Raw genomic sequence first — 12067 nt, forward strand, 5'->3', positions numbered from 1 at the left:
GGAGCGCCCGTCCAGCTGTAGTTCACGTCGTACTTGGCAACTGCCACTTCTTCGAAGGTCCAGGTGCCGGTGACGGTGACGCCCTCGGTGGTCATGACGCCGTTGTTGGGATCGGTCCAGCCGCTGAAGGTGTAGCGGCCATTCACGTTGCCATAGGCGTCCGTGGTCTCTACGACGGTCTCTCTGGTGTAAGTGGTATCGATCGTGTAGGATGCGTTGAATTTCACCGTCTGGCTTTCAGGCAGGGTCTCGCTGTCGGGAGCGCCCGTCCAGCTGTAGACGACCTGATAATCCTTGGGTGCAAAGTGTGCGGTATAGGTGGCATCGGCCAGAACGTCCTGCGGCGCAAAGGTCGCGCTTTCGCTGACCACGTCGCCCGCTTCGTTGGTCCAGTTCGTGAACTGGTAGCCGGTTGCCGGAGTGGCCTTAGAGCCCACGGCGTCCTCGCCCGCGTTGACGGTTTCAGACATGGGGCTGACGCTGCCGTTTGCATCGGCCGCATAGGTGATGTTGAAAGTGGAGCGTTTCCAATGAGCCGTATAGCTGCGGTCACCGATGCTGCCTGTGGGGATGGTGACCGTCATATTGTCGCTGCCGGTCAGACCCGTGCCGCTCCAGCCGATGAACTCATAATGATCCCGTGTGGGATTGTTCAGCGTGATGTTGTCGGACTTGACGGTATAGCTGGTGGGGTTTTCCGCCGAGCCGCCGTCCAGGTGGTACGTAATCTGATACTCCTGCAGTTTGCACACGAAGGTCGCCACGTTCAGGCTTTCGTCGCCCTGCAGGCGCAGCGTATAGAAGGGATTCGTGACCTGATAGCCCGCAGGAATGGTGTAGTCGCTGGCGCGAACCACGATCTGCGTGCTGGACACGGGGGTGCCGTCATATTCTACCAGAAGCGCGCCCTCTTCATCCACAAATTTTACGGTATAGTCCAAATCGCTGGGTCTGCTGTACCAGAACATGATGACGTTCTGAGATGCAGCCGCTTCCAGTTTGATGGATTTGGACAGTGCATCGGCCACATAATCGCTGTGGCTCTTGGCATTGGCAAACACAGCGGCGCCCACATTGCCCGGGCGCACAACTTCGTCAAACAAAGCTTCGCCGGTATCTTTGATGAGATAACGCACCGTGTAGCTGGTCACTGTGACCGGCACCCACTTGGCGTGCAGCGTGATGTCCGCGCTGACGGGCTTGCCCTCGAAGTCATAACTGCTGCCTGCGAAGCCGGCGTCCTCGTACCAGCCCGCGAAGGTGTAACCCTCACGAATGGGGTCCGCCGGACGGGAAGCCGTTTTGCCGCCTTCTACCTCCTGCGGCTCCACGGGGGTACCGCCGTTGGAGTCGAAGGACACCGTATAGACCGGCGCCGCCCACTTGGCATAGACGATCAGGTCGCCGGCCGGCATGGTCGCACTGCCGAAATCCACCTGCGTTCCGGGCAGGCAGTCCTCTGTGGTGTACCAGCCCTGGAAGGTGTAGTACTCCGGCAGAGAGGAAGGACGGCTCGGCGTGTAGTTCTGATCGCTCAGGCTGGCCTGATACAGCAGCTGGGTCGTCTTATCCACGCCGTTGTAGTTGTAGAACGTCAGGTCATAGCTGTTGCGCGAATAGTACAAATAGGCCTTTCCGTTTCTGATATAGCATCTGTCTCCCTGGAACTCAGGATTCGAGCCGTAACGGTCGAAGCCCTGAATGGGGTGGAACTCTTCATCCTTTGTCAGAATGGTGGAGCCTACCGGAATGGTTTTGTACAGGGTGAAATTCTTGCCGCCGAAGCTGGTATCACCACGCTGGCCGGGCAGCGTTTCCACATAATAGTAAACCGTGGCTTCGTTGCCCATATCCTTGCCGTGGTAGGTCACGTTCTCGCCGGGCATCTGCTCCGTGCTCACAACCAGGAAACTGCTGTTGTCACCTGCATTGTCCCAGCCCCAGCCGTCATAATGGGTACCGTCGGTTCCCACGATGGGCCATTTGTCCGCGATGTTGGCTTCATATTTAGCCTTGATGGTGGCGACGGTGGTCCAGTTCCATCCGCCAAAAATACCGCCGCTTTTCTTATATACCTGGAACGTCAGCGTGTACTCGTTGCGGGAATAATACACATTGACGATGGTGGAACCGTCGGCCTTGACGGTCACGGCGTCGGAGCGCTCAAAGGCAAAATGCTGGATGCTCTCCACGTCGCGCTGGGTGAGCTGTACCTGCTCGCCTGCCGTGGCGCGCCAGCCGGTCACTGTTTTATAGTAGGAATAATCGTCGTCATCGGCATTTTCCAGCCAATAGATGACCGTATAGTCCACTTCTTCGCCGGCCCATTTGGCGTACAGGGTCACATCGCCGTTCAGCGTGACCGTGGCGCCCGCCGGTGTGTTGAGACCTTCGTCCAGATACCAGCCCTCAAAGGAGAAGCCGTTGCGCACGGGCTGTTCGTCCGTCACGTCCACCGTTGCGCCATACTTGCCCTCCTGACGGGCAACGTAGCTTCCGCCGCTGGTCTGATAGTTCAGGTACTGGGTATTGCGCAGATAGCTGATGGTCACGACCGTGGTGCCGTCTGCCGCGATGGTCGTCTCGGCATAGGGCTGCGCGGTAAAGCCTTCCCGGTTCACCGGAGCAGACTCTGTGTCAGCGCCCACCAGGCCCTGCTTCTCTTCCCGGACTTCTTCAAAGGAGCCGTCCAGGTTCTCGTATTTGTGCAGCACGGTATAGTTCACCATGCCCGCCACGTATGTAACCACATAGCTTACGTCCGCGCTGGCGGTTCCGGTGATCTGCGACGCGCTGAACGCTTCACCGTCCAGCAGCGTTGTGTAACCCGGGATGGCAGGCACGTCAAAGGAATACGCCTCGCCCGCCACATACTGGCGGCTGTCCACAGGCCGCGCTGTGGTGCCGTCTTCAAACAGGTAATACACCGTTACCGTCCAGATCTGCTCTTCCGGCTCACCGGGGACAGGTTCTACCGGCCCCTTCGCCGAAGGATCGGTCGCCTCGCCGGAAGCAGGCGGTGTCGCCTCGCCGGAAGCGGGCGGCGCTGCCTCGCCGGAAGCGGGCGGTGTTGCCTCGCCGGAAGCAGGCGGCGCTGCCTCACTGGAAGCGGGCGGCGCTGCCTCGCCATCCGCAGGCGGCGTTGCCTCGCCATCCGCAGGCGGCGTTGCCTCGCCATCCGCAGGCGGTGTCGCCTCGCCATCCGCGGGCGGTGTCGCCTCGCCATCCGCGGGCGGTGTCGCCTCACTGGAAGCGGGCGGCGCTGCCTCGCCGGAAGCAGGCGGTACCTCCTCGTTGTTTAATGCCTCAGGCTCCCCAGCGGGTTCAGCGCTGTCGCTGACGCCTGTAGGAATCTGGGCGGCCGCCGCCATGTCGTCGTCCGCGAATGCGCCCACCGGCGCTGTGGTCACGGACAGCGCCACCACCAGCATGACGCTGATTACGCGGCGAACCTTGTACCAAAGCTCGTTCATGATGTTCTCCTTTCCGGGCCTATGCCCCTTGTGTTTTGACTCCTTTTCATAAGGAAGTAAAATTTTGAATAAAAAAAGCCAGCCACCGACTGCGCCCATTCATTGCACGTCGGTAGCTGGCTGCCATTTTCAGGCCCTTTAGCTTTGCGTCGCCGGCTTTCACCGGTTTTGCCTTTTTCAACCACTTTGTCGGATCTTGGTAGGATGTCTTTTACCCGATGATCCTATTGTAACCTATCCAGGTCACAAATTGGTCACAAATCAGCATTTCAAAGAAATTTTTTAAAAATTTTTGACCAGGAGCAGACTTTTGCAGAACTTCTCCTGTATGTATGATTCATTATACCCTTTTGGGGACTTTCCTGGCAAGGTGAAATCCGCCGAAAAACGGGTAAAATTTTCGTAAGGGGGGACCGTCCTACCATATTATTGTATATAAAAAGGCGGGCCGAAGGACGGCGAAAGGGCAGAATGACAAAAATGTGCGTTCGTGCGGTTTTAAATTGAAAAAGCAAATGATTTGTGCTATGCTGTGCTCTAGAATGCCTGGAAGGCGGGGAAAAAAGTGTTTTCAAAGCTGACCAGCCGGGTGACTCCGGCACAGATCATCATATTGGGATTTCTGGGTCTGATCCTGGTGGGGGCGCTGCTGCTGACGCTGCCCTTTGCCACCCGGGACGGGCTGGGCGCACCGTTTCTGGACGCGCTGTTCACCTCCACTTCGGCCACCTGTGTGACCGGGCTGGTGGTGCACGACACCTACACCTACTGGTCGGAGTTCGGCCAGCTGGTGATTCTGGCGCTGATCCAGGTGGGCGGCATGGGCGTGGTGACCGTGGCGGTGGCCGTGGCGCTGCTGTCCGGCAAGCGCATCGGCCTGCGCCAGCGGTTTGTGATGCAGGAGTCCATCTCTGCGCCGCAGGTGGGCGGCATTGTGCGCATGACGGACTTTATTTTAAAGACCATGTTTCTCATTGAGGGCACCGGCGCGCTGATTCTGGCGGTGCGGTTCTGCCCGGAGATGGGGCTGACCAAGGGCATCTGGTACGCGCTGTTCCACGCGGTGTCGGCCTTCTGCAACGCGGGCTTCGATTTGATGGGGTTCCGCCAGCCGAGCTCCTCGCTGACCCATTACGTGGGCGACCCGGTGGTGAACCTGACGGTGATGGCGCTGATCGTGTGCGGCGGCATCGGCTTTCTGGTGTGGGACGACATCCGCAAAAACAAGCTGCACTTCCACGCCTGGCGGCTGCAGACCAAAATCGTACTGACGGTGACCGCCTGCCTGCTGGTATTTCCGGCGGTGTTCTTCTTTGTGTTTGAGTTCGGCGCCGAGCACTGGGGCCTGACCACGGGCCAGCGGATCTGGGCGTCGCTGTTTCAGACGGTCTCCCCCCGCACGGCCGGATTCAACACCGTGGACTATGCGGTCATGAGCGGGCCGGGCCTGCTGGTGACCATTCTGCTGATGCTGATCGGCGGTTCGCCCGGGTCTACGGCGGGCGGCGCCAAGACCACGTCTCTGGCCATGATTTTCCTGAGCGTGCGGGCGGTGTTTCAGCAGCGGGACAGCATTCAGTGCTTCGGCCGCCGCCTGCCGCCGGAAGTGCTGCGCAGCACCTGCGCCATTCTGACGCTGTACGCCACGCTGTTTCTGACCGGCAGCATCGGGCTGTGCCTTTTGGACGGGGTGAGCATGCCCCAGGCGCTGTTTGAGTGCGCGTCCGCCATCGGCACCGTGGGCCTGAGCACGGGCATCACCGCCGATTTGAGCGCGCCTTCGCACGTTTTATTGATTTTGCTGATGTATTTCGGCCGCGTGGGCGGCCTGACCATGATTTACGCGGTGGCCAGCGGGCACCGGCCCGCACCGGCCCAGATGCCGCAGGAAAAAATCACCATTGGATAAAGGAGAAGGATCATGAAATCGGTATTGTTGATCGGGCTGGGCCGTTTCGGGCGGCACATGGCCATGAAGTTTCAGCAGATGCACTGCGAGGTGCTGGCGGTGGACCACGACGAGGACCGCGTGAACGACGTGCTGCCCTATGTGACCAACGCGCAGATCGGCGACAGCACCAACGAGCAGTTCATCGCGTCGCTGGGCGTGCGCAACTTTGACGTGTGCGTGGTGGCCATCGGCGACAATTTCCAAAGCTCGCTGGAGACCACGTCCCTTCTGAAGGAGCAGGGCGCCCGCTTTGTGGTGGCCCGGGCCAGCCGGGACGTGCACGCCAAGTTCCTTCTGCGCAACGGCGCGGACGACGTGGTGTACCCGGAAAAGCAGATGGCCATTCGCACGGCGGTGCGCTACGGCAACGACAACGTGTACGACTATGTGCAGCTGACCGGCGACCACTCCATCTACGAGACGTCCACCCCCGCGTCCTGGGACGGCAAGACCATTGTGGAGCTGCAGGTGCGCCAGCGCTACCACATCAACATTCTGGCGGTGAAGCACGGCGACGTGCTGGAGCCGCTGCCCAGCGCGGACCACGTGTTCCGGGCGGGCGAGAGCCTGCTGATCCTGGGCTCCAACAGCGACATTGAAAAATTTCTGCACTTCTGAGTGCGGAAAAGCCCCCGGCGTATGCCGGGGGCTTTTTTCATCGGGCGCTGTCGCGCTTGTCCAGCGCCGCCAGCTTGCGGTCGTTGATGGTGGCCCGCAGCGCCGCCCAGCGCAGCGCCAGGTCCTGGTCGCCGGTGGTCTTTTTGTCCGCGGCGGATTTTTGGGTGGTTTTTTTGCTGCCGCCGCTGCGGCGGGAGGACTGCTGCCGGCTCAGCCGGGACAGGCCGTTGTAATAGTCCTGCTGGTAGCTTTGCAGGCGCGCCTGGCTCTGGGCGTCCCAATCGGCCACGGCCTGGGCACGGGCCTGCTGGTAGGCGTTCTTCTGCCTGGTGTAGTCGGCGGTGGATTCGCTTTTGGCGCGGTTGTAGTCCGCCTGCCGGGCCGCCTGCTGCTCGGCCAGCTGCAAAGCCAGCTGGTTCAGCTGCTGGTTGCGGGCGGCTTCCAGCGCGCCGCGGTTCTGGCCGTACTGGTTGTACAGCCCCAGCAGCGTGGTCTCGGACGCGCCGCCGCTGCGCCCCAGCGCCGCCAGCTGCTGGCCCAGGTTTTTCTGGTTCATCCTGTGGCTGATGTACGCCTGCTGCAAATCCCGGGCGGTGTCGGCATTGACGGCGCCCACATTGGTGTCGTAGCCGTTTTTCAGCTGGGTCATGGCCGCTTCAAAATCCGCCTGGGCCGCGGCCAGCTGCTGCTGATAGCTTTTGTCCAGGTCCGCATAGATGCCGTTGTAATAGCTGTCCAGGCTGGCCAGCATCTGCTGGCGGGCCGCCTGCTGGGCCGCCTGCTGCGCCGCCAGCTGCCGGGCCAGGATCTGCAGGCTCTGTTCGTAATTTGCCAAGGTTCATTCTCCTTTCTGCGGCTGGGTGTAGCCAAGGGCGCGGGCACTGTCCGACGCGCCGGCGGTGGTGGGGTCGTTGACCACCCCGAACAGCGCCAGCAGCGTGAACACCGTGCCCGCCAGCCCCATCAGCTGCTCCTGCAGAGCCGTCAGGTCCAGCGTGAAGCCGCACACCGCTGCCAGCTGCTGCACCAGCAGCAAAAGCGACGGGATCAGCGCCAGCCAGAAGGCCTTGTTCTTCAGCCGCACGGTCCAGTTGATGCTCATGGTTTCCTCCTCTCTTCCAGCAGGGTGATGCGCCGGTCATGGTCCTGCAGCGCCGCGTCCTGCTCTTCGCAGTGGGCCCACAGGCGGCGGTGGCTGTCCCGGGCCGCTTCCTTCTGCCGTTCCAGTTCCTTTTTCTGCTGAAGCACGTCCTTCTCGGTGCGCTCCAGCGTCACGTTCAGCCTGGTGATGGTGCCGTTCAGCTGGATGATGGGCACCCCCAAACTGAGAAACAGCGCCGCCAGAGCTGCCACCACCTGAAAAACGGTCCACTCCATCCGGCTACACCGCCTTTGCGTAGATCTCTCCGTCCTGGCCCAGGCACACCCAGCCGTCCTTTTCGCCGGTGACCACGTAGGCCCAGCCGTCCCGGACCTGCAGCGTTTCCAGCACGTCGCCTTTTTTCACGCTGCCCACCTGGGTGTACGCCTCCACGCCGGGGCCCGTGCGCACCCGCAGGCTGTCCACAAGGACCTGCACCCTGGCCGGCGATGTCTCGTACAGGGCCACGGACAGGTTCAGGCGGTTTGCCTCGCGGATGATGGTGATCTGGTCCCCCGCCGAGGCCGGGGCCGTGATGAGCGCGCCGTTTTCCTCTCGGGTGGAGATGCCCAGCGGGTCACACACTTCCTTCAAAAGCACCACGTCCCCGGCGCTGATGGGTTTGGATGCGCTGATTTTGAGTTTGGCCGCCTGGCCGGACAACGGCTTGACCGGGTTTTCCCCGCAGATGCCCACCCGGTTGGCACAGCCGGAATAGTGGGTGGGGTCCAGCCCTTTGCCCGTGGCCGTGGCCCGCACTTCCAGATGGCAGTGCCGGATGGGCGGGGTGGCCTCGGCGGCGTTGCCCGTGTTGCCCATGACGGCCAGCACGTCGCCGCTTTTCACATGCCGGCCCACGGCGGCCACGTTGTGGTCATTGTGGCAGAAGTACAGGTAGTTGACCGCGTCCGGGGTCTGGTCCGCGTCCAGCTTCACGCACACGTACCAGCCCCACTCCCAGGTTGGGTTCCCGGTGGACTTTTCCACCTTGCGGGCCGTGACCACGGTGCCGGAGATGGATTTTCCGTCGTAGTCGGGCATGAGGATGGCGTCGCTGTCCAGACCCACCACGTCCTGGCCGCCGTGCCAGGTTTTGCCGCCGCCCCGGCTGTAGCCGAAGCAGGAATAGTAGTAGGGCACCTGCATGCGCCCTTTGAACAAATTGCCCATGAATGACCTCCTTTACTGGTCCAGGCGCACCCACTCGGAAAAATTGTCCACGGCCCAGCGGAAATAGATGCCGCTGTTGGTGGGGAAGGCCAGCTGCACGCCGAACGGTGCGTACACCAGCGCAAGCAGCAGGCCGTCCACGGTTTTGGGCGCGCCCGGGGTGTTTGCCTTGTAGTAATACAGACCGGTGGGCAGGCCCGTGATGACGTCCGTTTCCTCCACTGCCAGCCCCTTGACGTTTTTCTGGGCGTCGGGGGTATTGTCCACGTTGGAAAGGCCGATGTCCGCTTTGGTCAGGGTGACGGACGCGCCGGACTTGCCGTTGATGGTGGTGGGGGTCCCCTGCGCGCCCCGGGGAATGGTAAAGTTCAAAACCGCCGCCCCGGACGTTCCCGAGTTGGTCACGGCGGCGGATGTGCCCGCCTCACCGGTGGTCACCTTGCCCACGGTGACGGTGGCCGCCGCGCCCTGCGGGCCGCGCACGCTGCCCAGATTCACTTCCTTTGTCGCCATACGCTTCCTCCTTTAATCGGGATAAATGACCCACAGATTGCCGTCCCGCAATTCAAACGTGGGAGTTTTGCCGTCCGCACCCGCGGGGCCGGCTGCCCCGGTATCGCCTTTGGGGCCCTGTGCGCCCGTGTCGCCCTTGGGGCCCTGTGCGCCCGTGTCGCCTTTGGGGCCCTGTGCGCCGGTGTCGCCTTTGGGGCCCTGTGCGCCCGTGTCGCCCTTGGGGCCCTGTGGTCCCACCACGCTGCCCAGATCGATTTCTTTTGCCATATCCAAACTCCTTTCATTCCAAGCTGTAAATCAGATGTCCGTCCTGAATGCGCAGGGGCGGCTGGGGATCTCCGTCCCGCCACACAAGGCGCAAACAGCCCTCGCTATCCACGTACAGGCTGAACAGCCCCGGCGCAAGGTCCACCACCACGCCGGGGTTGCCCGGCTCGCCTTTGAACGCCCGGATCTCGGTGGTGTTGGCTTCCGCGTCGTCAAACATGGTGGCTTCCCCTGTAAATTTCAGCTTGCCCCGCTGGGGCATGGCCTGCCCGTTTGGCCCGATGATCCGGTGGCCTGAGGACGAGAGCGTCTCGAAGTGCTCTCCGTCGGTGGAAATTTCCACCTGGCCGTCCGCGTTCAGGCGCAAAGCCTTCACGTCGCCGCTGCGCACGGTCTGGTCCAGCTTCATTGCGTCCAGCGCGTCAATGAGGCTGTTGTGTTTGTCCCGCACCTCGCTGTCGGTGCGGGCGTCAAACTGCTGCTTCAGCCACTGGGCTTTGTTTTCGATCTTGTCCGGCAGGCCCGCGATGCTCACCGCGTAATCCGTGAGCTTATGCTCCTGCAAACTCATCGCTTCACCTTCCCTCCCATTTTGTAATGCACCTGAATGGCGAACAGGCCGAAGGGCTCGGCCGCCCGCCCGTTCTTCACGATCACCTGAAACAATTTCACCTTTTTGGCCTTTTTGCGGGTGTTGACCACCATGGGCCGGTCCAGCGTGTTGAAGGTGAACCGCTGAAAGTCGATGTCGTTCCAGTCGAAAATGTCCACGTTGGCCGAGCGGACCAGCTTTTCGTACTCCTTGTCCGTGGCGTAACAGATCTCGCCGCCGGACCGGGCAAAGGGCTGCAGCACCACCCACACGCCGGTGACGTTTTTCAGATTGGCCCAGCTGCCCAAATTGAGCAGCGGCGTGGCCCAGGCCGCCTGCACCGGGCGGCCGGTCTCGTCACCGGGCGTGTCGTAGTCGTTGTAGTCCCCGGCGGTGTTCCCGTCGGAAAACTTCCGCACACAGCCGTCTTTGGTGCCGAAGCACAAAGCCCCGTCCTCTTCCCACAAAGCCGTGGCCCCGATGCCCGTCCAGTAATACCCTTCCATCTGGTAGCCGGACGCGGGCTCGTTTTTCTCGTACTGCTTCTGCTGCGAATCCAGCAGATACAGCCAGTCGGCCCCGGCCAGCACGTAGAACCGGCCCCACACTGCGGCGGGTGCGTCCGAAAGGGGTTCTTTGCGCAGCGCCCCGTTCAGATAGTAGCTGCGCACCTGGGCCGTGCGCTCGCCGGTGACGGTGGTGGGCGTCAGCGCCGCCACGCCCAGCCGCGTCAGGTACAGCGGCTCGGAGGCGATGGACCCGAAGGCCCGGCCCGACACCGCGCCCTCGCCCTGCAGAATGTCCGTGATGCGGAACACCGCCGTGCCGTCCTCGTCCAGCTGGCCTTCCCGGATGAAGATGTTGCGGCCGTTCTCCTCGCCGTCCTTGTGGGCCACCAGCGCCCCGTTCAGCACGCTGTAGCCCCGGATGGGGCTGCCCTCGCTGCCCAGAAGCCCGTAGTTGGTGTCCCCGATGTAGGCCGGGTCGCTCCACTCGCTCCAGTGGTCCACGTTGGGCTGCTGAGGGTCTCCGGTGAGGAAAATGCGGTCCATGGCGCCGTTCACCCCGTACAGGATGGCCCGGCAGCACCGGTCCACTTCGCCCGCGTCCCGCTCCACCTCGTAGGTGATGCGCACGTTGTCCTCGCCTTCCACGGGGCTTTCGCCCGGCGCGGTCTTGAACGTGACCTTGCCCAGCACCCTGTCCACGGTGAAGTCCGTGGTTTCGGTCTTGTCCTGCCAGTTGCCTTCGGCGTCCAGCACCTGGGCGGTGACGGGGGTATCCGTCAGATCCTGCAGCGACAGATAGTAGTCCACGGTGTCCTTTTCGCCCAGGTAGCTCTCGGTCTGTTTGCCGGTGAGCAGGTTGATGGCTTTATAGCTGGTGGCGCCGGTCTTGCCGTTGGGACCCTTGGCGATGGTGATGACGGGCACCGTGGCGATCTGGCTGACCGGGGCGGCCTGTTCGCCGTCGTAGTAAAGATAGCGCTTGCCGTCGGCGATCCAGAGCTTGCCGCCCAGCTGCACCGCCGCCCCCGGCGCGTCGTTCATGTCCGTGTACAGGGGCGTGGCGGTCTCGCCGTCTTCGGTCTGCTCCACGGCGTACAGGGTGGTGCCCGCGTGGATGACCTGTTTGCGGGCGCCGTCGGTTTTCAGCGTCCAGGCGCCGTACACCCGGCCGGTCAGCTGCAGGCGGGTGCGGTAGCCCGGGCGCTTGGCCGGGAAGCCCTGGTCATCGGGCATCATGTTGGGCGCGGCCGGGCTGCGGGACGCGTCCATGGTGGTCACGTCCCCGGTCAGGTCCACGCCCCGGAACCGGGCCATGACCGCGCTTTTGGTACTTTGGGTGGGAATGTCGCCCACCTGCGTCATGAAAGGCATAGCCCCTCCTCTCTTTGGCCGGGCCTGTGCCCGGCACGGTCAATACACATCCCGCACCGGCTCCGGCAGGGCCCGCACGGCCTCGCTCAAAGCCAGCACGTACTTCTGGCGGAAGTCCTGGCAGCGGTAGTCGTTGTCGTCGTCCCGCATCATGTCGCTGGCCAGGCCGTAGGGCAGCGCCACCTCCACCAGCACGTCGCTGTAGGGGATGGGCTCGTCCATGGTGGCCGGGGTGAACACGGGCGCTTTTTCCAGCGGCGGAAGGCCCGCCGCCGCCCGCAGCTGGTTTTCCGTGGGGAGCGCCTCGGCCAGCAGCACGTTCAGCCAGCCGGGGGCGAACTCCGCCAGGTCCTCGCTGTCCGCCGCGCTCTGGCTCAGATAGCCCGCGCTGAGGGCAAACAGTTCCTTGCCTGTCAAACAATCACTTCCTTTTTAAAAGAGCCGGGGGGGGGGGGGGGCGCC

The 12067-nt window shown here is 62.6% G+C and carries 12 protein-coding genes and 1 riboswitch; of the genes, 2 read left to right on the plus strand and 10 right to left on the minus strand.

From position 1 onward, the window contains the following. Nucleotides 1–3473 (minus strand): InlB B-repeat-containing protein (locus tag WMO24_RS07945; RefSeq protein WP_349215875.1); only part of this gene is annotated, 3473 nt, incomplete at its 3' end. Between the two features lie 108 nt (nt 3474–3581). Continuing rightward, nucleotides 3582–3656, minus strand: a riboswitch (cyclic di-GMP riboswitch). Between the two features lie 382 nt (nt 3657–4038). Between WMO24_RS07945 and WMO24_RS07950 the strand changes: the two genes are divergently transcribed. Continuing rightward, the gene (locus WMO24_RS07950; protein WP_349215877.1) at nt 4039–5382 is read left to right on the plus strand and encodes a TrkH family potassium uptake protein; all 1344 of its coding nucleotides are present in this window, start codon (nt 4039–4041) and stop codon (nt 5380–5382) included. A gap of 12 nt (nt 5383–5394) precedes the next feature. Then, nucleotides 5395–6042 carry a potassium channel family protein gene (locus tag WMO24_RS07955; protein ID WP_349215878.1) on the plus strand — a complete coding sequence of 216 codons (648 nt, stop codon included), beginning with the start codon at nt 5395–5397 and terminating at the stop codon, nt 6040–6042. Nucleotides 6043–6079: 37 nt separating this feature from the next. Here the strand turns inward: WMO24_RS07955 and WMO24_RS07960 are convergent, their stop codons facing one another. From WMO24_RS07960 to WMO24_RS08000, 9 genes are read right to left on the minus strand one after another with little or no spacing between them, the layout of a single operon-like run. Then, on the minus strand, nt 6080–6877 hold the full coding sequence (locus WMO24_RS07960) for a hypothetical protein (protein WP_349215879.1): 798 nt from the start codon (nt 6875–6877) through the stop codon (nt 6080–6082). A 3-nt stretch (nt 6878–6880) separates the two neighbouring features. Next, complete coding sequence (locus WMO24_RS07965; RefSeq protein ID WP_349215881.1) at nt 6881–7144, minus strand: phage holin; 264 nt, start codon at nt 7142–7144, stop codon at nt 6881–6883. Continuing rightward, on the minus strand, nt 7141–7419 hold the full coding sequence (locus WMO24_RS07970) for a hypothetical protein (RefSeq protein ID WP_349215883.1): 279 nt from the start codon (nt 7417–7419) through the stop codon (nt 7141–7143). The genes WMO24_RS07965 and WMO24_RS07970 overlap by 4 nt, the downstream gene beginning before the upstream one ends. Nucleotides 7420–7423: 4 nt before the next feature. After that, nucleotides 7424–8353: an SH3 domain-containing protein gene (locus WMO24_RS07975; protein ID WP_349215885.1), complete on the minus strand. Its 930-nt coding sequence runs from the start codon at nt 8351–8353 to the stop codon at nt 7424–7426. A 12-nt stretch (nt 8354–8365) separates the two neighbouring features. Next, on the minus strand, nt 8366–8866 hold the full coding sequence (locus WMO24_RS07980; protein WP_349215886.1) for a hypothetical protein: 501 nt from the start codon (nt 8864–8866) through the stop codon (nt 8366–8368). A gap of 12 nt (nt 8867–8878) precedes the next feature. After that, the gene (locus tag WMO24_RS07985; protein WP_349215888.1) at nt 8879–9133 is read right to left on the minus strand and encodes a hypothetical protein; all 255 of its coding nucleotides are present in this window, start codon (nt 9131–9133) and stop codon (nt 8879–8881) included. A 13-nt stretch (nt 9134–9146) separates the two neighbouring features. Then, a complete protein-coding gene (locus WMO24_RS07990) occupies nt 9147–9704 on the minus strand; it encodes a hypothetical protein (RefSeq protein ID WP_349215889.1) in 558 nt (185 codons plus the stop codon). Next, the gene (locus WMO24_RS07995) at nt 9701–11605 is read right to left on the minus strand and encodes a hypothetical protein (RefSeq protein ID WP_349215891.1); all 1905 of its coding nucleotides are present in this window, start codon (nt 11603–11605) and stop codon (nt 9701–9703) included. The genes WMO24_RS07990 and WMO24_RS07995 overlap by 4 nt, the downstream gene beginning before the upstream one ends. A gap of 39 nt (nt 11606–11644) precedes the next feature. After that, nucleotides 11645–12022 carry a hypothetical protein gene (locus tag WMO24_RS08000; protein WP_349215893.1) on the minus strand — a complete coding sequence of 126 codons (378 nt, stop codon included), beginning with the start codon at nt 12020–12022 and terminating at the stop codon, nt 11645–11647. Between the last annotated feature and the right edge of the window lie 45 nt (nt 12023–12067).

Origin of the sequence: Ruthenibacterium intestinale (genome assembly GCF_040096265.1) — a bacterium.
Classification (GTDB): domain Bacteria; phylum Bacillota; class Clostridia; order Oscillospirales; family Ruminococcaceae; genus Ruthenibacterium; species Ruthenibacterium komagatae.

Coding starts and splice junctions, on each gene's coding strand:
- WMO24_RS07955 (WP_349215878.1), top strand. CDS start 5,395: ATGAAATCGGTATTGTTGATCGGGCTGGGCCGTTTCGGGCGGCACATG.
- WMO24_RS07965 (WP_349215881.1), bottom strand. CDS start 7,144: ATGAGCATCAACTGGACCGTGCGGCTGAAGAACAAGGCCTTCTGGCTG.
- WMO24_RS07970 (WP_349215883.1), bottom strand. CDS start 7,419: ATGGAGTGGACCGTTTTTCAGGTGGTGGCAGCTCTGGCGGCGCTGTTT.
- WMO24_RS07975 (WP_349215885.1), bottom strand. CDS start 8,353: ATGGGCAATTTGTTCAAAGGGCGCATGCAGGTGCCCTACTACTATTCC.
- WMO24_RS07980 (WP_349215886.1), bottom strand. CDS start 8,866: ATGGCGACAAAGGAAGTGAATCTGGGCAGCGTGCGCGGCCCGCAGGGC.
- WMO24_RS07985 (WP_349215888.1), bottom strand. CDS start 9,133: ATGGCAAAAGAAATCGATCTGGGCAGCGTGGTGGGACCACAGGGCCCC.
- WMO24_RS07990 (WP_349215889.1), bottom strand. CDS start 9,704: ATGAGTTTGCAGGAGCATAAGCTCACGGATTACGCGGTGAGCATCGCG.
- WMO24_RS07995 (WP_349215891.1), bottom strand. CDS start 11,605: ATGCCTTTCATGACGCAGGTGGGCGACATTCCCACCCAAAGTACCAAA.